Annotated in this window: 21 protein-coding genes; 7 read left to right on the forward strand and 14 right to left on the reverse strand. The window is 63.3% G+C overall.

Translation table 11 applies throughout. The features are described from left to right. The first annotated feature begins 21 nt into the window (after positions 1-21). Both BWR02_RS09695 and BWR02_RS09700 read left to right on the forward strand, forming a co-directional pair. Positions 22-1,428 carry a c-type cytochrome gene (locus BWR02_RS09695; RefSeq protein ID WP_201276218.1) on the forward strand — a complete coding sequence of 469 codons (1,407 nt, stop codon included), beginning with the start codon at positions 22-24 and terminating at the stop codon, positions 1,426-1,428. Positions 1,429-1,494: 66 nt separating this feature from the next. After that, positions 1,495-2,139 (forward strand): DUF2231 domain-containing protein, encoded by a 645-nt coding sequence (locus BWR02_RS09700; protein ID WP_139557543.1) that lies wholly within the window; start codon positions 1,495-1,497, stop codon positions 2,137-2,139. A gap of 34 nt (positions 2,140-2,173) precedes the next feature. On the opposite strand, the gene BWR02_RS09705 is transcribed toward BWR02_RS09700, so the two are convergent. The 13 genes from BWR02_RS09705 to BWR02_RS09765 all read right to left on the reverse strand — a co-directional run bounded on the left by BWR02_RS09705 (position 2,174) and on the right by BWR02_RS09765 (position 14,947). After that, on the reverse strand, positions 2,174-2,380 hold the full coding sequence (locus BWR02_RS09705) for a hypothetical protein (RefSeq protein WP_139557544.1): 207 nt from the start codon (positions 2,378-2,380) through the stop codon (positions 2,174-2,176). Between the two features lie 84 nt (positions 2,381-2,464). Continuing rightward, positions 2,465-2,860: a hypothetical protein gene (locus tag BWR02_RS09710; RefSeq protein WP_139557545.1), complete on the reverse strand. Its 396-nt coding sequence runs from the start codon at positions 2,858-2,860 to the stop codon at positions 2,465-2,467. 162 nt (positions 2,861-3,022) lie between these two features. Further along, positions 3,023-4,057, reverse strand: coding sequence for a quinone-dependent dihydroorotate dehydrogenase (locus tag BWR02_RS09715; RefSeq protein WP_139557546.1), 1,035 nt, complete (start codon positions 4,055-4,057; stop codon positions 3,023-3,025). A 5-nt stretch (positions 4,058-4,062) separates the two neighbouring features. Next, positions 4,063-4,818, reverse strand: coding sequence for a (5-formylfuran-3-yl)methyl phosphate synthase (locus BWR02_RS09720; protein WP_139557547.1), 756 nt, complete (start codon positions 4,816-4,818; stop codon positions 4,063-4,065). After that, positions 4,815-5,393 carry a DUF447 domain-containing protein gene (locus BWR02_RS09725; protein WP_139557548.1) on the reverse strand — a complete coding sequence of 193 codons (579 nt, stop codon included), beginning with the start codon at positions 5,391-5,393 and terminating at the stop codon, positions 4,815-4,817. Before BWR02_RS09725 ends, BWR02_RS09720 begins: the two co-directional genes overlap by 4 nt. Continuing rightward, positions 5,390-6,796, reverse strand: coding sequence for a DUF6513 domain-containing protein (locus tag BWR02_RS09730; protein WP_139557549.1), 1,407 nt, complete (start codon positions 6,794-6,796; stop codon positions 5,390-5,392). The genes BWR02_RS09725 and BWR02_RS09730 overlap by 4 nt, the downstream gene beginning before the upstream one ends. A gap of 433 nt (positions 6,797-7,229) precedes the next feature. Beyond that, positions 7,230-7,766 (reverse strand): urease accessory protein UreE, encoded by a 537-nt coding sequence (locus BWR02_RS09735; protein WP_139557550.1) that lies wholly within the window; start codon positions 7,764-7,766, stop codon positions 7,230-7,232. A 104-nt stretch (positions 7,767-7,870) separates the two neighbouring features. Then, entirely contained in the window at positions 7,871-8,566 is a 696-nt protein-coding gene (gene urtE / locus BWR02_RS09740; protein WP_139557551.1) for an urea ABC transporter ATP-binding subunit UrtE, read from the reverse strand. Beyond that, positions 8,566-9,390: an urea ABC transporter ATP-binding protein UrtD gene (urtD, locus tag BWR02_RS09745; RefSeq protein ID WP_139557552.1), complete on the reverse strand. Its 825-nt coding sequence runs from the start codon at positions 9,388-9,390 to the stop codon at positions 8,566-8,568. Before urtD ends, urtE begins: the two co-directional genes overlap by 1 nt. After that, positions 9,387-10,478: an urea ABC transporter permease subunit UrtC gene (gene urtC / locus BWR02_RS09750; protein ID WP_139557553.1), complete on the reverse strand. Its 1,092-nt coding sequence runs from the start codon at positions 10,476-10,478 to the stop codon at positions 9,387-9,389. The genes urtD and urtC overlap by 4 nt, the downstream gene beginning before the upstream one ends. Positions 10,479-10,481: 3 nt before the next feature. Continuing rightward, positions 10,482-12,083, reverse strand: a complete 1,602-nt coding sequence (gene urtB, locus BWR02_RS09755; RefSeq protein WP_139557554.1) for an urea ABC transporter permease subunit UrtB — start codon at positions 12,081-12,083, stop codon at positions 10,482-10,484. A 212-nt stretch (positions 12,084-12,295) separates the two neighbouring features. Next, positions 12,296-13,597, reverse strand: a complete 1,302-nt coding sequence (gene urtA / locus BWR02_RS09760) for an urea ABC transporter substrate-binding protein (protein WP_139557555.1) — start codon at positions 13,595-13,597, stop codon at positions 12,296-12,298. Between the two features lie 54 nt (positions 13,598-13,651). Further along, positions 13,652-14,947, reverse strand: coding sequence for a putative porin (locus BWR02_RS09765; protein WP_139557556.1), 1,296 nt, complete (start codon positions 14,945-14,947; stop codon positions 13,652-13,654). Between the two features lie 448 nt (positions 14,948-15,395). On the opposite strand from BWR02_RS09765, the gene BWR02_RS09770 reads away from it, so the two are divergent. From BWR02_RS09770 to BWR02_RS09780, 3 genes are all read left to right on the forward strand, one after another. After that, positions 15,396-16,190 (forward strand): hypothetical protein, encoded by a 795-nt coding sequence (locus BWR02_RS09770; RefSeq protein ID WP_139557557.1) that lies wholly within the window; start codon positions 15,396-15,398, stop codon positions 16,188-16,190. A gap of 404 nt (positions 16,191-16,594) precedes the next feature. After that, complete coding sequence (locus BWR02_RS09775) at positions 16,595-19,978, forward strand: ATP-binding protein (RefSeq protein WP_139557558.1); 3,384 nt, start codon at positions 16,595-16,597, stop codon at positions 19,976-19,978. 2 nt (positions 19,979-19,980) lie between these two features. Next, positions 19,981-20,919, forward strand: a complete 939-nt coding sequence (locus BWR02_RS09780; RefSeq protein ID WP_139557559.1) for a response regulator — start codon at positions 19,981-19,983, stop codon at positions 20,917-20,919. 54 nt (positions 20,920-20,973) lie between these two features. On the opposite strand, the gene BWR02_RS09785 is transcribed toward BWR02_RS09780, so the two are convergent. After that, a complete protein-coding gene (locus BWR02_RS09785) occupies positions 20,974-21,369 on the reverse strand; it encodes a hypothetical protein (protein WP_139557560.1) in 396 nt (131 codons plus the stop codon). A gap of 478 nt (positions 21,370-21,847) precedes the next feature. On the opposite strand from BWR02_RS09785, the gene BWR02_RS09790 reads away from it, so the two are divergent. Together BWR02_RS09790 and BWR02_RS09795 are read left to right on the forward strand one after the other, a co-directional pair. After that, the gene (locus tag BWR02_RS09790) at positions 21,848-22,135 is read left to right on the forward strand and encodes a DUF5132 domain-containing protein (RefSeq protein ID WP_162560096.1); all 288 of its coding nucleotides are present in this window, start codon (positions 21,848-21,850) and stop codon (positions 22,133-22,135) included. Then, positions 22,132-22,599, forward strand: a complete 468-nt coding sequence (locus BWR02_RS09795; protein WP_139557562.1) for an HMA2 domain-containing protein — start codon at positions 22,132-22,134, stop codon at positions 22,597-22,599. Before BWR02_RS09790 ends, BWR02_RS09795 begins: the two co-directional genes overlap by 4 nt. Positions 22,600-22,643: the final 44 nt, after the last annotated feature.

Below are 22,643 nucleotides of genomic sequence, written 5' to 3' on the forward strand. Positions count from 1 at the left end.
TCAATTCTGACGGAGGGCATCGTGAACGCAACTGGGCGAGCAACCTCGATCATGGCAGTGGTTCTGCTGCTTTCGGCTTGCGCCCCGGAAGAACCCGCGGTGCGCACGTCGCCTACCGGAACGGTGCCCGCGACGCCGCAGCGGGCCGGCAATCCGGACCAGGGTTACCGGGCATTGGTCAACGAAGCCTATATCAGCTGCGGCATGCCGACCGCGGCCTGGCGCAAGACACTCGGACCCGCCCCTCCGGAACAGCGGCTGCCGGGGCGCGTTCCGGGCAACGAGGAACTGCCGTACTCTCTGACGCGCCATCGCACACCGGCAGGCGCGGATCTGGTCGTCAGCAACTGCCTGGCCTGCCATGCGTCGTTCTTCAATGGCCAACTCGTGATCGGACTGGGCAACGAGAACCTCGATTTCACCGAGGACGTCAGTGCACGCGCGGAGGCGGCCGGAGCTTATGTCGAGGCTGAAGCCGATGTCGCCGAATGGAAACGCTGGGTCGCTGTTCTGCGTGCGACGGCGCCCTATACGACGACCGATACCGTCGGTGTCAATCCGGCCATCTCGGCGACTCTGGCTTTACTGGCGCATCGGGACTCAAAGACGCTCGCCTGGTCCGACACGCCGCTGATGGCGCCGCCGCCGCCGACCCCGGCCGCCACCAGCGTGCCGCCCTGGTGGCGCATGGGCAAGAAGCACGCGATGTTCTATAACACCGAGGGGCGCGGCGATCAGGCGCGCATCATGATGCTGGGCGCGCTGCTGTGCGCTGATGATGTCGCGACGGTCAAGGCCATAGACGCCTACGCACCCGACATCCGGGCCTATCTGGTCAGTCTGAAGCCACCCCAGTGGCCCTTCGGCGTCGAGGGAAAACTCGTCGAGCGCGGCCGCACCGTGTTCGAGCGGACCTGCGCCGCTTGTCACGGGACCTATGGCGCGTCACCGACATATCCGAACCTCGTCGTGGATCTGGCGACTATCGGCACTGATCCCGCGATGGCCCGCTTCGCCGCCGGCGGCGAGGGCGATCGGTTCAGCCGCTGGTTCAACGGTTCCTACTACGGAGAAATGGCGGAATCGGCGCCCGCGATGGGTTACATTGCCCCACCGCTGGACGGGGTCTGGGCGACCGCACCGTATCTCCACAACGGTTCGGTGCCGACGCTGGAGCTGCTGCTCGATAGCCCGCGCCGCCCCGCCTACTGGACGCGGTCGTTCGATTCGAAGGATTACGACCCAGCGACCCTGGGTTGGCGTTTCCGGGCTTTGCCACAGGGCAAGGCGGGGGTGGACCAACGCGAGGAGCGCAAGCGTATCTACGACACGACGTTGCCGGGGTATTCGAATGCGGGTCATACCTTCGGCGATGCGCTGACGGCCGACGAACGGCGCGCCGTGCTCGAATACCTCAAGACGCTATGACCCGGTCAGTACCCGCCGGGCGATGCCCGGGCGCGAACCCAGCCCCACAACCCAGAGACAGGCCCGATGAATAATCTGATCGCAGAGTGGATGCCCGGCTTGAATGCGATGGCCAACGTGCATCCGGTGCTGGTCCACCTACCGATTGCGCTGTTGTTCGGTTATGTCGTGGCGGCGGCGCTGGCGCTGGTGACCGGAAGGGAATCGCTGCGACATGCCGCGGCGTGGATGCTGTACTTCGGTACCCTCGGGGCTGCCGCTACGGTGGTGACGGGGTTGCTGGCAGCGGGTAGCGTCGAACACGACGAAACCGTGCACGAACTGATGGAGGCGCACGAGCGCTTCGGACTCGCCGTGTTGGGATTGGCGGCGCTGCTTTCCTTGTGGAACGTATGGGTGGGCCAGCGCCCCGCGCGGTGGGGGCGTGTTCTCGAACTCGTTGGAGGGTTGGGACTGTTGGTGCTCGTCAGCCTTGGGGCCGATCTTGGCGGAATGATGGTCTACGGCCATGGGGTCGCCATCGTGACCCGCTCGGTTCAGCCCGTCGAGGATTCAGCCGAGACCATGCTCCCGGATCTTCCGCCCGAGGATGTGCCGGCTCAGGCGTTGCCCCGGGATGCGGCCGCGCCGCCCCAACCGGCGGCCGCCGGCCACGGCCATTCCCACACACATACTCACGGGCACGGGCATACGCACCAACATAAACATTGAGAAGGCGGCCATCCTCAGGAGTGCAGCGACACGCTCAGGCCTCGAAGCTGTGCCCCGCGGTACGGGACGGCGCCGGGGTTTTACGACGCCAGCCACGCTCGCGGTAAATCAGGTAGAGAAACAGGCCCATCAACCCGGTCAGGGCCCAATACTTGATCCAGAAAAGCAGCTTAAGCTTGGCAAGAAAACCGGGATGACCCGACAGGTAGGCGTTGAAACGGCTGAGGAAGTCTCTGAGCATAGCCTATCTCTCCGCGGTTTCGACCATTCAGGTCGGCTTTGACTCGATCATCAAGGCATCAGCGCGCGATGGACTGCGCCGCTGTCAAGGCTGCACGTTTATGTAGAACGCGGTGAACCCCGCGCAGCCTGCCGGGCTCTGGCCCTTGGCGGTGATGCGAACCTTGCCCGCCTGGCTGATCGGTGCCGGGGGTAGGACATTCACCTGCAGATCACCGCTACGTAGCGGTGTGATCTGGGTCGGCACAGCCGCTCCGTTGATTTCCACCACCAAGGTACTGGCGTCGGTATCGGAAGCGAGGAAGGCGAATTCCGACAGGGAGGGTACCGTCGAACCGTCAACCGGCACCGGCTTCAGGAACTTCGGATCCTCACAGCCGCTGCTGCCGCCACCGCCTCCACCATAGGACCATGCGGCAGTCTGAAATCCTACAGCGCCCAGCAGGGCGACGATCGACAGAAAACGGCGCGGAGTGAACATGACTGATGTCCTCTTGTTGGCTAACGGCGAGACACGAACCGCGGGGCGGATAATGCGCAGGAGGGCGCGCCTCCGCTTACGATCCATTCCCGCAGCCTCTCATTGGAGAAGACGCCGGGCCAAGGGTTCCCCAACCCGTTCGGCTTGCGAGGGCGGCGCGCTTCAGCGCAGCGCCGCGACGATTTCGCTGACGATGGCCGGGCCACGGTAGATCAGCGCGCTGTAGACCTGGACCAGGCTGGCGCCGGCTTCCATCTTGGCTTGCGCGTCTTTGCCCGAGAACACCCCGCCGCAGGCGATGATCGGGAGGCTTCCGCCGAGCAGATCGGCCAGTTGCGCGACGATTGCGGTCGATCGCTCCCGTAGCGGCCGGCCACTGAGCCCGCCGGTTTCTTCCCCGTGGCGTAGACCTTCGACGCCGCTACGCGATGACGTCGTATTGCCGGCGATGATCGCATCGAGTCCGTGTTTGCGGACCGCGCCGGCCAATTCGCGCAGTTCGGGCGCCTCGAGATCCGGGGCGATCTTCACGGCAATCGGGACGGTTCGGCCATGCGCTTGCGCCAGGACTTCTCTTTCCGCTTGCAAGCCGGCCAGGAGTCGGTCGAGATGCGCGCCGCGTTGCAGATCGCGCAGGCCGGGTGTGTTCGGGGACGAGATATTGATCGCGATGTAACCGGCGACCGGATAAACCTCGCGGAGGCACGTCAGGTAGTCACCGAGCGCCTCTTCGACCGGCGTCGACAGGTTCTTGCCGATGTTAATGCCGAGCACGCCCCGGTACCGGGTCTTCCGCAAACGTCCGACGAGGTGCTCGACGCCCTGGTTGTTGAAACCCATCCGGTTGATCAGCGCCTCGGCCGGCGGGAGCCGGAACAGGCGAGGCGGTGGATTGCCGGGCTGCGGGCGCGGGGTGACGGTGCCGAGTTCGATGAAGCCAAAGCCCAGCGCACCGAGGCCGTCGATGCAGTCGCCATCCTTGTCCATCCCTGCGGCCATGCCGACCGGATTGTCGAAGCGCAGACCCATGACGTCGCGCGGCAACGACGGCACGCGCTGTCTCACCGGATTCAAGGGTCCGAGCGCGGCGAGTGCCTGCAGGCTGGCCAGGCTCCAGTGATGGGCGGTCTCGGGAGCGAGCTGGAACAACAGCGGCCGGGAGAGTCGATAGGCAGCGGACAGGAGCTTAGGGTGCATGGGTCTCAGATCTCGAGTGGGGAGACGGACGGCGCCGGGGGGTTGGCAGGAAAGCCGGGAGCCCCGCGGAATGGTTCATCGATGGAGCCGCGCACGGCCATCCCGATCTCTCGCAGCAGGTCAGGGTCGATGCACTGTGTGCGTTGATGTTCGCGACACAGCGCGCCGCGAAAGCCCAGATAGTCGGGCTGCAGGGGTAACAGAGCCGGGATGTCCTCGGCGCATAGCGAACCGGCCAGCCCACACAGCAGGCCTTGGCTTCGCACTTCCGTCACGAAGCGCGACAGCGACTGGAGCGAGCAGATCTCGGTCAGGGAACCGCGCGTCTTCTCGGCCGTGTCCAGCATGCAGCCGGCGAAGCCGGCCCGAGCCAGCATTCGGGGAAGCTCTGCACTGGGGGCATGATCGCCGAACAGTACCGCGACCAGACGGGTGCCGGATCGGGCCAGGGGCTCAAGCGCCGAGAGCGTGCCCTCGAGGTTGCCGCCGGGGAAAAAGCCGAGCTTGACATAATCGACGCCGGTCGCTGCCATGGCGCGTGTCTCCGTCAGGATGCGCGCAGGCTCCAGCGGCAGGTCGCCGATGGTGGCGCTGATGCGCTGGGAGTCTCCCAGGCGGCGGACGATCTCCGCCACGTCGCCGACGTCCAGTGCCCCAAGGGCGCCGTGCTCCGGCGCCTTCAGATCCAGGATATCGACCGCAGCGGCTGCAGCGATCCGCGCCTCTTCCAGGTTCCGGACGCTGGCGAGAAAGCCGGTCATGCCGACACCGCCTTGCTTTCCGCCTTCCGCCGGTGCTCGGCGATCCGGTCTGTCAGCCAGCCCCAGGCTTCGCGCTCACGCGGACCCGCCGTCTTGTCCATGCCGATCTGCAGGTAGGTCATCTCGGATTCGATCTTGTGCGGCGGTAGCCGATCGAGCCGGCTGACCAGGATGGCTGCCTCAAGTACCGCGAACTGGGCGCGGTTGAAACCCCGAAATGCCTGGTGATGAGCTTCGTGCACGGCACGGCACAACAGCCTGGGACGTGTGTCGTCGTCTCCGATTTCGATGACCTCGACCTCGACGTGAGCCAGCGTGTCGCGCAGGCGACTGCAGGCGATCCGAGCGGCCGGGGCCAGCGGCCAGTCCCGCCGTCCGGTCAGGCAACCGGCGAAGATGCGCACGTCATCGGTCATGTTGATGACCGCGCAGCCGGACGCAAGCAGGTTTTCGAGGGTTGTCGATGGGCGGAAGGGCATGATCAGGTAGCCCGCGTCCACGACATGGACACCCATTGGAGCGATGTGGCACGCGCCGCCGGGTGCCTGACTCGTGACGATGGTTTCGAGGATCATTCGTCGTCCTTTGCTTTGCGTTGCAGGGTCGTGCCGGCCTGCTTGTAGGCATGCAGATCCACGCCGGCGGAGGCGTCGTCTTTGGTAGCGCAGCCCCAGCGCAGCGGCTCGTCCTGCGTGTATCGCTTGCCGAGCAGCCAGGCGATCTGGGCGCGGGCTAGCTCGACACCGAGGTAGAAGGCATGCCCACCGTCCTGTTCGACCCCGAGTTCGGGAAACAGCGCGAACGGATCGGTGGCGGTGTGCAGGCCGTTGCGGCTGAAGATGTGCATGCCTTCGCTGCTGACCTGGATACGGTAGCTGGGATCGTGAATCGCTTGCGCCAGGGCGCGGATCTCGTCCGCGGAGTAGGGGAAGGGCGAGCGTTCGTGCAAGGCCATCAGACCGTCGTCAATCAGTTTCGGCAGTGTGCCGAGCCCGGCGGCCGCATGCATGATGCGCCGCGCGAGGTCGGCTTCGGCGACTGCCCGTCGGGCATGCTTGCTGACCTCGGTCGCGAGGATCTGGTTGATCCCGAGCTCGGAACAAACGCCTAACAGGATAGCATTGATGCCCGCGGTGTCGGCGTGCGTCAGCTCGGTCAGATTGCCGACCCCCATCATGATCTCGGCGCCCGGGTGCCGCGCGCGCGTGTCCCGGTAGCGCACCAGCGAGTCCGTGAAACCGAAATGGATGGGGTCGAGGATCGGGTCGAGAATGAACGGCCGGCCGCGGGCTTCGAGTGCATTGGCGGCCCGCGACAGCGAGTCGAGATCGCCGTGGGTCTCCGGTATCAGGATGGGCGTCGCGGCAACCTCATCGGCGATCCACAGCGAGCTTTCGTGCAGGCTCAGCAGATAATCGGCCCCGGCGCGACCGCCACGCAGCAGATCGTCGTCTTCCAGCGAGTCGACACTCACCTGGAACCCCTCGGCTTTCAGTGCCCGGACCGACTCCTCGAGATGGGGGAAAGGGGTTTCGGGCAGGCAACCGAGGTCGATGACGTCGGCGCCGTCGGCGCGATAGGCTGTGGCACGGCGGCCAATATCCTCGACCGAGAGCCGGGGAGCGTCGGTGATTTCGGCAAAGATCCGCAGGCTGTAATGGCTCAGGTCCGGCTGGCGGGCCTTCCGGCCGAAGAATTCCGGCAGGTCGCGCAATTCCTCGGGACCGCGCTCGAACCGTATGCCAAGATCTTCGGATAGCTGATCGAGGTCGCCCCGGCAACGGCCGGGCACGATCACGCGATCAGCGCCGAAAGTGTCCTTCAGCCGTCGCCGGATCATGTCGGCGGTCATCAACGCGGCGACGCTGACGCCGAGTTGGTGCACCGTGTAGGTGAACTCCGGCTGGATCTCGGCCAGCACCTGACGCAGCTGAGGTTCGGCGAGTTTCCCGGTCAGGAACAGGACATGCCCGGTCATCGGCGCGAGCGGGGTTTTGCTTGCGGTTTGGGGCCCGTATCCTTGCACGGGGCGGGCAGGTCGGTAGTTCCGGGGTGGTTCATGAAACCGTGATATCCGGCGATTGCCGTCCGGTCTGATGCAGGGCCGATCGGGACGGGCAGGGGCAGGGATACGGCTCGCAGCTCACCCCGACAGGTGATCCGTGGCGTGGCGCAGGACCGCGTGTGATGACGATGGTATCAAAACAGGCCGGACGCTGCCCAACGCCGCCTTCCTGCAGTTGCTGCAGGCGGGTATGCGGTGCCGGCCGATTGCTGTGTCGTCCCTTTACCGGGGCGGACGTATACGCAGGGATTTGCTCCCGTTCAATAAAGCTCCCCCGACCAAAGCTCGCCTGACCAGATCCCGCCCGCACTGTCTGCGGTGGGGCATCAAGCGGCTGGGGCCGGCCTCACAAGCGTTGGGCTGAACCCGGAAAGCCCGCTCGATGCCGAGCAGAGGCGCCAAGGCGACCCATGGTGGAGAGCCCGACCCAATTCGAGGATTTGCGGTAGGGAGGTGTATCGAGGACCGTCGGGGGCGCAGGTTCCGGCGTGAACGGCGCGCTCTCCTCGCGAACCTCCAGGCCCGTCGAGCGCAACAGCTCGTTCAGCAAATGATCGTGGGGATAACGTATTTCGCCGCTGCCGATCTGCAGCGGCACACGCTGGCTGCTCAGTTGGTGACCGATCCGCGCCAGCAGGCCCTCATCGTCGATCCGGACTATCGAAACCGCTTCGCTGGCCGCGCGCACCTGGACCACGAGACCCTCGTCGCCCAGCAGGCGGTCGCCGTTGCGGAGCACCGAGCCGCGGGCCAGCACCACACCGACTTCACGACCGCTGTCGAGCTGCGCCAGGAAGCGGCTGCGCTGACGCTCGTCGAAAGGGAGAGTGAGCGTGTCGCTCGCCTGGGCGCCGTAGCCGGCAAAACGGGTCAGCTTCAACATCTTCGGTAGTTACCCGGGTAAGTCAGGTTCAGAAGGCGACCGTGTCCGGCGGCGGCCCCGGCCCATTTCATCGGCCCGCGCTGGGCGGGCCCAGACGGTCGCCGTCAAACCGACAGAAACCGTTGCACGATGTCACCGTTCAGGTCGCTCATCGGTCCGGACGCAACGTTCCGACCCTTCTCCATGATGACGAAATGGTCGGCAACGCGGCGGGCGAACGGCAGTTTCTGTTCGACCAGCAACACCGTCACCCCCATTTCCCGGTTGAGCCGGACGATCACGTCCCCGATCTCATGCACGATGTTGGGCTGGATGCCTTCGGTCGGCTCGTCGAGGATCAGCAGCTTCGGATCGATCACCAGCGCGCGCCCGATCGCAAGCTGTTGTTGCTGTCCACCCGACAAGTCCCCCCCGCGCCGGTGCAGCATGCTCTTCAATACCGGAAAGATCTCGAACACCTGGTCGGGTATCGTCTTCCGGCGGTCCGCTCGCGCCGCCAGGCCGATTCGCAGGTTTTCCTCTACCGTCATCAGAGGAAAGATGTCCCGTCCCTGCGGGACATAGCCGATACCCAGGCTTGCTCGCGCTTCGGCCCTGACCTTGGTCAGGCCCTGGTCCAGCAAATCCATCGCTCCGGATTTTGTCGGCAAGAGCCCCATGATGCATTTCAGCAGTGTGGTCTTGCCGACGCCATTCCGGCCCATAAGGCAGGTGCATGCCCCCCCCAACACGGTCAGGTCAAGATCCCACAGAATGTGGCTCTCGCCGTAAAACTGGTTCAATCCCGAGACTTTTAACATCAGGCCCCCAAATAGACTTCGATGACCCGTTGATCCTGCTGGACTTCATCCATCGACCCTTCGGTCAGCACGGAGCCTTCGTGCAGCACGGTGACCTTGCGAGCAATGGAACGGACGAATTCCATGTCGTGTTCGACGACCACCACGGAATGCTTGCCCGCCAGTGACAGCAGCAACTCGGCGGTGCGCTCGGTTTCCTGGTGTGTCATGCCGGCAACCGGTTCATCCACCAGCAGCAGTTTCGGTCTCTGCATCAGCAGCATGCCGATTTCCAGCCACTGTTTCTGACCATGGGACAAGGATCCCGCTCGCTGCCGGCGCTGTTCCGGCAGGCCGATCGTGTGCAGCACGTCCTCGATGTCGTCCCGTTGCTGGCCGTTGAGCTTGGCGAAGAGGGTCGGCCAAGTGCGCTTGTCCGTCCGCATGGCCAGTTCCAGGTTTTCAAAGACACTGAGTTCCTCGAACACGCTGGGTTTCTGGAATTTTCGTCCGATGCCGGCCTGGGCGATCGCGGGTTCGTCGAGTTCGAGCAGATCGATGATCTGCCCGAAGAAGGCGGTGCCGCGGTCGGGCCGTGTCTTGCCGGTGATCACGTCCATCATCGTCGTCTTGCCGGCCCCATTGGGGCCGATGATGCACCGCAACTCGCCGTCGTTGATGTAGAGCGTGAGCTGGTTAAGTGCGCGGAACCCATCGAAGCTGACGGTGATGTCTTCCAGGTACAGAATTGGGCCGTGCGTGGTATCCAGGCGAGGATCCGCGACGCCATCGGTGGCGGACGCCGGGCCGGCCGGGTTCGTCGTGAGTACATGCGCGCCGGTCATGCCCTTTCTCCGCGCCGCTGGCTCATCAAGCCGATCAGGCCGTGTGGCAGGAACAAGGTCACCAACACGAATAGCGCACCGAGGGCAAACAGCCACACTTCCGGCAGAATCGCCGTGAAGACCGTCTTGGAGTAGTTGACCAGGATGGCGCCGAGCACCGCGCCGTAAAGCGTCGCCCGGCCGCCGACCGCCACCCAGATCACCAGTTCCAGCGAATTCAGCGGGGAAAACTCGCCGGGATTGATGATGCCGACCTGCGGCACGTAGAGGGCGCCCGCGATACCGGACAGCACGGCGGAGAACACGAAGATCCAGAGCTTGAACCACTCGACGCGGTAGCCGATGAAGCGGGTGCGCGATTCGGCGTCGCGCACCGCCACGACGACCCGCCCCAGCTTCGAACTGACGACGAAGCGGCAGGCGACATAGGCGAGCGCCAGGCACAGCGCGGTCGTCACGAACAGGAACACCCGCGTGCCGTCGGCCTGCAAGCTAAAGCCGAGCAGATCCTTGAAGTCGGTCAGTCCGTTGTTGCCGCCGAAGCCCATTTCGTTGCGGAAGAAGGCCAGCATCAGGGCATAGGTCAGGGCCTGGGTGATGATCGACAGGTAAACGCCGGTCACCCGCGAACGGAAAGCCAGCCAACCGAATACAAAGGCCAGCGAACCGGGTACGAGCAGCACCATCAGCGCGGCGAACCAGAACCGGTCGAAGCCCAGCCAGTACCACGGCAGCTCCGTCCAGTTCAGAAACACCATGAAATCCGGCAGCAGCGGATTGCCATAGACGCCGCGGTCGCCGATCTGCCGCATCATGTGCATGCCCATGGCATAACCGCCCAGTGCGAAAAAGGCGCCATGGCCCAGGCTGAGAATGCCGCCGAAGCCCCAGACCAGATCCACCGCCAGTGCCAGCAGCCCATAGCAGAGGTATTTGCCGATCAGGGTCAGCGTGTAAGCGGAAATATGCAGGGGCGATGTTTCAGGCAGCAGCAGATGGAGCGCGGGAAGAAACACACCGACCAGCACCAGTAGCGCCAGAAAGACCCGGCCACCGGCGTCGCGTGCGAGCAATACGGAAATACCCATGTCTCAGCCCTCCGCCGCGCGCCCTTTCTGCGGGAACAGTCCCCGCGGGCGTTTCTGGATGAATACGATGATGAAGATCAGGATCAGGATCTTGGCGAGCACGGCGCCGGCAAAGGGTTCGAGGATCTTGTTGGCAACGCCCAGCGTCATACCGCCCACGAGCGTCCCCCACAGATTGCCCACGCCACCGAAGACGACCACCATGAAGGAGTCGACGATGTAGGCCTGCCCGAGGTTGGGGCCGACGTTGGTCAACTGGCTGAGGGCCACACCGGCGACGCCGGCGACGCCCGAACCAAGTCCGAAGGTCATGGCATCGACGCGATCGGTACGTATTCCCATGGCCTTGGCCATCGACCGATTCTGGGCGACTGCTCGCACTTCCAGCCCCAGACGAGTCTTCTTCAGGATCGCCAGCAGCGCCCAGAACACCAGCAGGCCGAACACGATGATGTAGAAGCGGTTCAGCGTCAGCGACAGGGCCCCGTTGATTTCGACCGAGCCGCTCATCCACGAGGGCGTCGCCACGCTGCGGTTCAGCGGCGAAAAGATCGACCGGACGACCTGCTGCAGAAACAGGCTGACCCCGAAGGTCGCCAGCAGCGTTTCGAGAGGCCGCCCGTACAGGAAGCGGATGATGCCGCGCTCGATACCGATGCCGACGAGGCCGGAGAGCACGAAGGCCGCCGGGATCGCCACGAACAGCGACCAATCGAGGTGCTCGGGCATCAACAACTGCACGACATAGGTGGTGTAGGCGCCCAGCATCATCAATTCGCCGTGGGCCATGTTGATGACCCCCATGACGCCAAACGTTATCGCCAGTCCGATGGCTGCCAGCAACAGCACGGCGCCCAGGCTGAGGCCAAAGAACAGCGTCTCGGCCAGATGATTGAGCTGGAGCTTGAGTTCCAGGTTACTGATCACGGCGGCGGCAAGATTGCGGACATCGGCGTCCGGTTCGACAAAGCTGCCGTCCTCTCGTGTCTCCACCAGTTCGGCGAGCTTGTTGCGAACCTGCTGGTCGAGATTCCCTTCCAGGGCGCGGATGGCCTGCAGGCGCGTTGCCTTGTCCGCGCTGCCGATGTCGGCTAGCGCCAGTGCCGTGCCGATCGCGGTACGGACAGCCGCATCCTTCTCCAGCGGATAGCGTGCGCGGAGCAGGCTAGTCGACTCGACATCCGCCTGTTCGGTGAGGGCCTGCACGGCTTGCAGGCGTTGCCCGGCATCCTCGGCGCCCAGTTCGCGCCGCGCGATCAGCCGCTTCACCGCGTTGCGGAGCGTGTTGTTGATGGCGATTTTCTTGATGTCGAAGCGGCCAGCGCTGCCCGCGGATTGACCGGATTCGAGGTCGGTCAGATCGAAACCATCGCCAGTCGTGGTGGCGGAGACGATGCGTCCGCTGCCCTTGACGACATAAAGGCGGTTCTCCAGCAGTGCATTCAAAGCTGCCAGGACGCGCGGATCATCGACCGTGGCCAACCGCTCGATCGCTTCCGGCAAGTCCGCCGTGGGCGCGTCCTTCAGACGCGATAGGGCATTGCCAAAGGCGGTCGATTCCGACTCGGCCTTGACCAGCGCCGGAATCAGTAAACAGCCGATCATGATCCAGATCCCCCGCCGCCAGGACCGCCGTCGAGGAGGTGGGGAAGGGCACCTGCCGCCAACACTGGCGGGAAACCGTGAAAAAGTCGTGCGATACGTCAAGATGTCGGCCTCCTTGGTCCCGATTCGAGGTTCCGATTTCATCGTGTGGCCGCTCGCCGCCACCCGGCTGGCCACGGAGGGCCCGTCCGGTGGCGGTGGGGCGAGCCGTCTCAGTATTTCTGACCGGAGCACTTCTTGGTCTTGGTGTTGTAGTTGCCGCAGTTGATCGGCGGCGTCCAGTCGGCCACGATGGCCTTGCTCTCCGGCAGGAAGTCGGACCAGGCATCGCCATCCACCAGGCCCTTGGTCTGCCAAACGGTCTGAAACTGGCCATCCTCCTGAATCTCTCCGATCAGCACCGGCTTCGAGAGGTGATGGGCCTTGTTCATCTTGGCGATGCCGCCGGTGAGGTTGGGGAACTCTGTGCCGATCATGGCCTTCTCGACGGCGTCGGTCGCGGTCGATCCGGCTTTTTCGACCGCCTTGACCCACATGTTGAAGCCGATGTAGTGCGCTTCCATCGGGTCGTTCGTCACCCGTTTGGTGCTCTTGATGAAGGTCTGCCACTTCTTGATGAAATCGACGTTCTCGGGCGTGTCGACGCTCATGAAGTAATTCCACGCCGCGAGGTGTCCGACCAGCGGCTTGGTGTCGATGCCGGAAAGCTCTTCCTCGCCGACCGAGAAGGCGACCACCGGCAGCTTGTCGGCCGCGATGCCCTGATTGCCGAGTTCCTTGTAGAACGGAACGTTCGCATCGCCGTTGATGGTCGATACCACCGCCGTTTTCTTGCCGGTCGAGCCGAACTTCTTGATTTCCGCGACGATGCTCTGCCAGTCCGAATGACCAAACGGGGTGTAGTTGATCATGATGTCCTTGGGCTTCACGCCCTTGGCCTTCAAATAGGCCTCCAGAATCTTGTTGGTCGTGCGCGGATAGACGTAGTCGGTTCCTGCCAGCACCCAGCGCTGCACCTTCAGGTCGTTCATCAGATAGTCGACCGCCGGGATCGCCTGTTGATTCGGAGCCGCCCCGGTGTAGAAAACGTTCTTCGACGATTCCTCACCCTCATACTGGACCGGATAGAACAGCAGGCCGTTCAACTCCTCGATCACCGGCAACACGGACTTGCGCGACACCGAAGTCCAGCACCCGAAAATCGCGGCTACCTTGTCCTTGGACAGCAACTCCCGTGCCTTTTCCGCGAACAACGGCCAGTTTGATGCGGGATCGACGACCACTGCCTCGAGCTTCTTGCCCAGCAGTCCCCCCTTCTTGTTCTGCTCCTCGATCAGCATCAGCATCGTGTCTTTCAGCGTCGTCTCGCTGATCGCCATCGTGCCGGACAGTGAATGCAAAACGCCGACCTTGATGGTTTCTGCGGCCTGGGGCGCCGTCGCCGGCAATACGGTGGTTAGCGAAACAAGGGCGAAGCGGGACAGGGCTCCGCGAATTGACGTGATTCTCGTCATGGATGAGATGCTCCTGGTTGCGATGATAGTGAAGTGGGCGGGACGGCAGACGGGTCAGATCTGCATCTGGAAACCCAGCGAAATGGCCGTGGCGTTGTTGCCGGTTGCGGTGGTCGTGTAATCCAGTCCTTTGGTCAGCAGGCTGCCGTATTGTCCCAGCAGGGAAATACGCAGGTTGTGGCCATCGATGACATAGTTCACGCCGCCTTCGAACATGTTGCGATCCGGGCTGTTGATCGGCGCGACCTCGACATACCGCACATACGGCTGGAACTGCCCGATCCAGACCTTGTTCGGGATCAGATACATCAGGCTGGTGTCGATCGCGTTACCTTCGAACATCGGGAACGAGTTCGCGTAGCCATTGGCCTTGTCGGCCAGGCGCGCCGCCATGTCGTACCCGTGGATGCCGTAGTTCTTGTACTCCCCGTTGAAGGTGATGACACCCGAGTCGCCTTTGTCGAAAGGCATCTCGAACAGGAGATCCACCGAGGTGGCACGCAGGTTGCCGGGGTTGAGCCGGTTGCCGGCGCCTTCCTCCTGGTATTGGTTGCTGGCCGCGAGTGTCAGGATGTCGCCGCCTTTACCGTAATAGGTGCCCGAGGTGTAGTAAGCGGGATTCTTCTCGACGTCGAGGAAGTTGTAGGCGACACGCTGCGCGTACAGCAGATTGGCATCGTGGTTGGCGCCGCCATTCAAGCCATTGAAGAACCCGAAGGCATACTTGAGGCGCTTCTCGTAGAACTCGCCCCAGGCGGTTACGCCGTCATCACGGCCGAATGAACCGGCGGAGATACCGCCGCCCGCGAACACCGGGAAGAAATCGGCCGAGATGAAGGGCGTGCCGGTGATGAAGCCGTTCTGCGAGGAATCGCCTGCCGAAGCGAAGGGCATATAGGTCGGAGAAAAGAACGGTCCGTTCATCTCTCGCCGCTCGGCCGGAACCAGCATGCGGCCGACCCAGACATTGAACAGGGGATGCACATCGAATTTGGCGATGGCGTCGAGCACGCGGACTTCGCCCCCGTCGTTACAGGTCTGGCAATCGGTGTTGAACTCCAGTTTGAAGTATTCGTGCAACTGCGCATTCAAATAGATACGCATGTTGTCGATGTTGAAGTTGTTCGATGACTTGTTGTCGGTGAGCCCGGACCCACCCGACAGCGAACTGAAACTGGTCCTTAGCCCCAAGCCGATACTGATCCACTTGGTGTCGTCAATCTTGAATGTGGCGCCGGCCTGTGAGGTCGGCGAGTGTCCCAGCGATGCCACGGCCAACGCTGCCGACAGCAGCGCCGTCGGCTTCATCCGCTCTCTGATTGATGCGCCGAAGTATCGGACTTTGGTCATTGCGATAACCCCTTGGTGGACAGATTGACAGTCAGTGCTGAACCCAGAACGGAACCCGCTTCGAGAAGCCGTCCGGCGTCGGAAGGCACCGGAAGGAATGTACCGATACGGGTTTAAGTCTTTGTTCGTACGGGGCTAATTAGAGTTTGGCAACGGGCGCCGCTCAATACGTCAAATGACGTATGGGAGACGGTATCGGCATGGTGTCCAATACACGGCTACTTGCTGCGAGGCGGTGGCGCGAAGGCGCTCCTTCCCGGGATTGAGGTCGCGGGAAGGAACGCCACGGACTTCGCGTGACCCCGATCCGGGAACGGCTCGAATCGTGCTGGCGCAGGTCATGGCTGTTGCGTGAACATCAAAGAAGAGAGTGCTTATGCGTGCAATTCCTCCGCTGCTTTCGGCGATCGTCCTGACGTCCTGTGCGACGGGGAACCGACCTGAGGGCATGATCCCGCTGCCCAACTCCGTCAGGAGTATTCGCCTGCAATTGACTTCCGAGCAGCTGGGGCCCGCGTCCGGACTGGGCCGGACCCGCGAGCTTTCCGCGGCCATTGGCCGCAATCTGCGATCTCACGGCTACCCGGTTTACGACGATGACCCTGTCCGGGGCGGCCATGCCGCGTACACGCACGTAATGGGGGCGCGCGTCTCGGCGCCCGAGAAGCGCAGCACCCCGCCGGGGCTGTCTTTTACCTTCGGCAGCTCCGATCCGCGCGCGCTCGATTTCCAGAAAGCGGACGTGGTGTCGATCACCTGCCTGCTGGGCTCCGTCGAGAAGCCAGACGAGGCGGTCACCTTGAAAGGCGATTTCGCGCTGGAAGTGGGGCTCGGCAACTGGCTCCAGGCGCGCCGCGCGCCCGCCTCGATGGCGTTCTATACCGATCGTATCGGCACGGTTTGTCTGAATCTGCTGGCCAATCTGGGAATCCTGAAGGCGCCCACGCCCGAGAGTGCGACCCAGGCGCCCTGGACGCCCGAGGTGCGGGTCGAGGTCCGCGACAAGCCGGGTAGCGTTGATGACGACGTTCTGCCCTGGGTTTCATCCCCGGCTCCCACCGCAACGGCCGAGCCCACCCCGGGGCCGGTCAAACAGGCCGCCGTGCCGGCGGCGACACCCGTACCGGCCCCCGATGATGTCAAGACCGAGGTCCGGACACCGCAGATCAGCGATCGCAAGCAGGTCGTCATCCACAGCCGCGGCAACCCGGTCATCCTCGAGTTCGGCTACGAGCGCAGGTAAGCCCATCGTCCGGGGCGGGTGCGTTTTCCGGTCGCCTCAGCCGAGCGGCTGAACCGGTTTGGTGCGTATCGGGAGGTTCCCTGACCTGGGGTAGTGCAGGACCTGAGAGTGCGGGCCAGCGGCGACGCCCGGGGAGTCGCCGCCGCGAGAGTCTGGGCAAACTCAGCCGGCTATTTGTTGAGTCAGTGACTGGGGTTTGGATCGGGCGCGGGGCCGATAGCGTCGCCAGGACGGTCGCGGGCCTGTAACTTGCTTGCCACAAATTGTGGCGACGCTCGCCAGCGCTCAAGCTGCATCATCCGCCGACGGGCAGAGGTCCGGGGCTTGGGAGCTGACTCAGGCCGGTCAGAACGCCAGCGCCCGGAACGAACCCCCGGCACCATCCACCGTCCAGGAACCTTTTCGTGAGGGTATTCAGCCAGCAGTCCGTAGCCAAAGTCCGCCGCGACTACAACGCCTGGGTCGCGGACGAGACCCTCGAAGATTATGCCCTCCGCTTTGCACCGCGTTCGTTCCGCAAATGGTCGGAGTTCAGGGTCGCGAACACGGCCTTCGGCTCCGTTTCATTTCTGGTACTCGAAGCGATCGGCGGTTCGCTGACCATCAGCTACGGCTTCACCAATGCCTGCAGCGCCATCCTCGCCGTCGGCCTGATCGTTTTCCTGACCGGGTTGCCGATCGCCTATTACGCGGCGCGGCACAACATCGACATGGACTTGCTGACGCGCGGCGCGGGGTTCGGCTATCTGGGGTCCACGATGACCTCGTTGATCTACGCGGCCTTCACTTTCACGCTGTTCGCGTTGGAAGCGTCGATCATGTCGCTGGCGCTGGAACTCTATTTTCATATCCCCATCGCGCTGGCTCACGTCATCAGCGCCCTGGTGATCATCCCCCTGGTGGTTTACGGCATCACCAACATCAACCGTCTGCAGTTGTGGACGCAGCCGATCTGGTTGCTGTTGCTCACGCTCCCATTCGTCGCGGTCTTCCTCCGCGAGCCCGGTGCGCTGCAAGGTCTTGGCGCGTTCGGAGGCCATGGGGAGCACCCGGCGGCATTTGACTGGCTGAAGTTCGGGGCCGCGAGCACCGTGGCGTTCTCGATGGTGGCGCAGATAGGCGAGCAGATCGACTTCCTGCGCTTTCTGCCGGACAAGACGCGGAACAACCGCTGGCGCTGGTGGGCCGCGACCATCATCGCGGGTCCCGGCTGGATCGTGTTCGGCATCATCCGCCAGTTGGGTGGGGCGTTTCTGGCCTACCTGGCGATACAGCACGGCGTGAGCCCGGATCATGCACACGAACCCAGCCAGATGTACCTGATCGCCTACGGCTTCGTATTCGCCAATCCCCAGATCGCGCTGACGGCGACCGCGGCGCTGGTGGTGGTCTCACAGATCAAGATCAATGTCACCAACGCTTATGCAGGTTCGCTGGCATGGTCGAACTTCTTCTCGCGCCTGACCCATAGCCATCCAGGTCGCGTGGTGTGGCTGGTGTTCAACGTCGCCATCGCACTGTTGCTGATGGAGTTGGGCGTCTTCGGTGCGCTGGAGCGAGTGCTTGGCCTGTTCTCGAACGTCGCGATCGCCTGGATCGGTGCCCTGGTGGCAGACCTGGTCGTCAACAAGCCCCTCGGTCTCAGTCCCTCCGGGCTCGAATTCAAACGGGCTTATCTGCCCGACATCAATCCGGTCGGCGTCGTGTCGATGCTGTCTGCGTCCGCCCTGTCGATCGTTGCTTACCTCGGATTGTTCGGTGAAATCCCCCAGGCATTCTCCGCGTTCATTGCCCTGGGTACGGCGTTTGCGCTGGCTCCGGTCATCGCGAAACTGACGCGTGGCCGCTACTACCTCGCACGCGACCGGAGTCACTGGGGGGCGGCCAGCCCGGAGGCTGCCTGCTGCATCTGTGGTAACCAGTTCGAAGCCGAGGACAAGGCCTATTGTCCGGCTTACCAAGGTACGATCTGTTCGCTGTGCTGTACGCTGGATGCCCGCTGCCGCGATGCCTGCAAACCCGGTGCGCGACTGGAAGACCTGTTGCGCCGCTTGGGAGAGCGCTGGCTTCCGAGACGCTTTTCGCCAGAGTTCAAGTATCGCCTGAGCCAGTTCCTGATGCTCTATCCCATTCTGGCCGGCACGATGGGTCTGTTCATCGGCGTCATCTACTATCAGGACATACTGGCTTTGGCCGACCGGCAGGGTACGTCGGTCTCCTTGCTCTACAGCAACTTCATCAAGGTCTACTCGTCCTTGCTGGTGTTCCTGGGACTCGGCGCCTGGTGGCTGGTACTGAACAATGAGAGCCGGCGCGTGGCCCAGGAGGAATCCAATCGCCAAACGGGGCGTTTGCTGCGGGAGATCGACGAGCACCGCAAGACCGATGCGGAGTTGCAGCAGGCCCGACAACTGGCTGACCGCTCAAACCAGGCCAAGAGCCGGTTTCTCAGCGATATGAGTCACGAAATCCGCACGCCCTTGAACAGCATCCTGGGCTATGCCCAATTGCTCAAGAAGGACCCGCGCATACCAGAACACCGTCGCGATGCGGTGGAAATCATCGGGCGGAGCGGTGAACACCTGTCGCGCCTGGTCGACGACATTCTGGACATTGCGCGCATCGAAGCCCGGAAATTCGAGCTGAAGCGTAGCGTGTTCGATTTTCCGGCGTTGATCGAGCAACTGGTGCGCATGTTCAAGCCGATGGCTGAAGCCAAGGGTCTGGCCTTCCGGTGTCAGATCGTCGACCCCTTGCCGCGCCGGATACGGGGGGACGAGAAGCGGGTCGGACAGATTCTGATCAACCTCCTCAGCAACGCCGTGAAATTCACGGCTTCGGGGGAAGTCCTGCTGCGGATCGGCTGCACTGGGGAAGTGGTGACGATACACGTCGTGGACACGGGCGAGGGGATTCCGCACGATCAGTTCGAAGTGATCTTCGAACCGTTCAAGCGCTTGAATAGCCAACACGGGAATGCCGCTTCCGGTACCGGCCTCGGGCTCACCATCAGCAAGATCTTCGCGGAGATCATGGGCGGTGAACTCAGCGTGCAAAGCGATGTCGGCCAAGGCACGACCTTTTCGCTGAAACTGTTTCTGCCCTGCGTCGAACACTATGGCGAGCCGGAGCAGGAGGCCGCCGTCGTGGGCTATGCCGGCCGGCGCCAACGTATTCTGATCGTGGATGATCAGGCGGAGCATCGGGCTCTGCTCCGTTCCATCCTGACCCCCCTGGGTTTCGTGTTGAGTGAGGCGGCGTCCGGAGCCGATTGCCTGGTCCAGGCCTGCCGCGACAGACCGGACCTCATTTTGCTCGATCTGGTGCTGAACGACCTGCACGGTGTCGAGGTGGCCCGCCGCTTGCGAAGCTCGGGGAACAAGATGCCGATCATTGTCGTCAGTGCCAACGCGTACCAGAGCGACCGCCGTGAGGCGATCTCGGCTGGATGCGACGATTTCATCGCGAAGCCGATCCAGATTCGCGAACTCCTGTGTCAGATCAAGTTGCACCTCAACCTGGACTGGATGGCCGAGTCCGACGCCTTGGTAGACATCCCTTCAAGCGTGAGTGCGCAGGCGTGGGAGGAACCCATGCTCATGCCCAATTCGATCCAGTTGGCCAAGTTGGCGGCCGACGCGCGAATCGGTGACCTCCGCGCGCTGACGGAACGTCTGCGCGTGCTCGCCTCCGACGATGCCCGGTATGTGCCCTTCGTCAACCGCGTCCAGAGCTTCGCGAAGGAATTTCGGTTGGGTGACATCAAACGTTTCCTCAACGGCGGCTGAGCATGGCCCGTTCGAACTTCGGCAGCGCCGGCACCGTGATGATCGTCGATGACGTACCCGCCAATCTGGCGTTACTGTCGGATGCGCTGGAAGACGCGGGCTACCGCGTGCTCGTGGCCACGGACGGGCCGTCCGCGCTGGAGCAGCTGAACTGTGTCAGGCCGGATGTGATCCTGCTCGATGGTGTGATGCCGGGAATGGACGGTTTTGAAGCCTGTCGGCGTATGAAACTGGATCCGGCCACGCGGGACATACCGATCATTTTCATGACCGCTCTAGGCGAACTTCAGCATTTGCTGCGCGGTTTCGACGAAGGCGCCATCGATTACATCGTCAAACCGCTCAGAAACGACGAGGTCATTGCGCGTGTCGGTGCTCACGTCGCGCAGGCTCGTATCGCCCGGAGGGCAGAGCAGGCGCTGGAGTACAACGACTTGGCAGCGGTGGCGATCGACAGGTATGGTCGGATCACCTGGCTGACCCCCTCAGCCCGCTACTGGTTGCGCGCGGTAGCCGCGGCCCCGGTCGGGGCCGATGAAGCGGATTTTTTCGAGCGTTTGCCGGAGCCGCTGTCGTCCTGGGCACGGCAACAAATCGAGGCAGGCGAAGAGTCCCCCTTCAGCTTGCGACAGCGCGGCGACCATTTCACGGCCCGTATGGGTGATGGACGGATCGAAGGTGAGCATTTGGTGTTGCTGCAACGGCGTTCGGGCGAGTGGGACCTGAATTCCGTCAAGGACCGCCTCGGCCTGACCTTCCGCGAGACCGAAGTGCTGATGTGGATCGCCCGCGGGAAAACCAACCGTGACGTCGGACAGATACTCGGAAGCAGCCCGCGCACCGTCAACAAGCATCTCGAGCATGTGTTTTACAAACTCGGAGTGGAGACCCGGAGTGCCGCCGTTGCCTTGGTGTTGGACCAGCTACAGCAGGTCCGGTGACGTCGTCAAAAGGGCGATCGGCGGCGCGCCGCAGCCGACCGCTCTCGTTTCGAGTCACTCGATGACGATGGAAGGTAGCTTGCCCAACTCGTCCGGCTCGGCCCCGGCCGCCGGGTAGCCGTAGATGAACTGCCCGTAGGCCGGACTCACGTAAGTGACGTTCAAGGCCGCCGCGGGTCGTTCGCCCAATTGCGGATAGCTATGGATGGCGGGACCGTAGGCCAGGCTCTGGTAGGAAATCTGGGGACTTTCGATCGCCGTCGGGGCAAGTGCTCCGGCGTACCCGTGTAAACCGAAATTGACCGCGAAGGAGTCATAGAACACTGTGCTTTCCTGCGTGGTCGCCACCGGCGAATTCCGGACGTGCGTATCAGCGATCGGCGTGGTAGCCGAACACGTGGCCAACAGCGCCAAGATGATTGACTGGCGTTGGTAATTTTGTTTCTTCATTGCACTCTCCTGATGACGGGACCGTCAACTGGCGCGCCAACGGATTCGACATGCGGGAGACCCCGGCGGTTCCGATGGCAATCCCGAGAACGATGGTGCGTTGCCTTCGAACCGCCGCGAATCGTCGGCTGAGCCAGCCTGACCGCAAAGGATAGGACAGGCCTTGCGCCCCGCTGGCCGTTCCCGATTGTGGCCCAGGCGTTGCGCGCGGTTGCCGGGGCGTGTACGCCGGGCGCGAGGGGCTGCACGTCACGAAACCGTAACGCCCGGCGGTTACCGTTACCGGCCGGTCACACGCAGCCGCGGCGTCAGGAATCCAGAGATGAAGAGGTCTGCGTCTCCGGCCCGTCCTTGGAAGGGCAGCGCGGGTTCGTTGGGTCCCGACCAGATCCGGGTTGCAACGAGTCCTGCGCGCTATGCCGCCGCCGGTTTTTCTGGTTTACTCTTACGCGATCCGTACGCTTGAGCTATGTTGAGCATGCCTAAAATTTCTGAATTGATTCAAAACGATATTGCCCGCGGTGTCGCGATTGGCGTCGGTGTTGCCGCGGCGGGGGCATTCCTGCTTCCGGCCGTGCGTCCGGTCGCGCGTGCGGTGCTGAAGACCGCGATTCTGTCGTTCGAGAAGGGGCGCGAGGTCGTTGCCGAGGCTGGGGAAGCCTTTGAGGACATCGTCGCGGAGGTGAAGGCGGAACTGGCATCCGAGCGCCTTGGCGTTGCCGAACCGGTCCCCGAGGCGGCAGCCGAGGTGGTTCAGCCGGAATGACCGAAGGTCTGGTTTCGGCCTACCTTGTTCACGCGCTGCCCGGGCGCATTCGTCTAAGAATCCCCCACAAACGCGGTGACGTCGCCTATTTCGCCGGTCTGGCGCAGGTCCTGTCGCGCGAACGGATCGGCGATGCGTCGGTGAACGCGGTCACCGGCAGCGTGCTGCTCCGGGTCCCCGTCAGGCTCAAGCCGGACGAGTTGGCCTTGTCGGCCCGGAAGCTCGCGCTGTTCGACCTGCGTGAACCGGCGCCACTGGGTGGCCGCAGCCCATTGGTGACGGCCGCGGCGGGACTCCATGGGGTCGACGGGTTGTTCCTGCGCGCGACAGGCGGATATCTCGACGTCAGGTCCGGCGTCTTCATCGCGCTGCTCCTGCTTGCGGGACGGCAGATCTACAAGGGTCAGTTCATGGTGCCCGGATTCACGTTCCTGTGGTACGCGCTGAACCTGATGATGGAGTGAGCGAAGGCCACCGCCTGCCGGCTCGCTGCCGCACAGACGAATGG

The organism is Methylotetracoccus oryzae (assembly GCF_006175985.1).
Lineage (GTDB): Bacteria > Pseudomonadota > Gammaproteobacteria > Methylococcales > Methylococcaceae > Methylotetracoccus > Methylotetracoccus oryzae.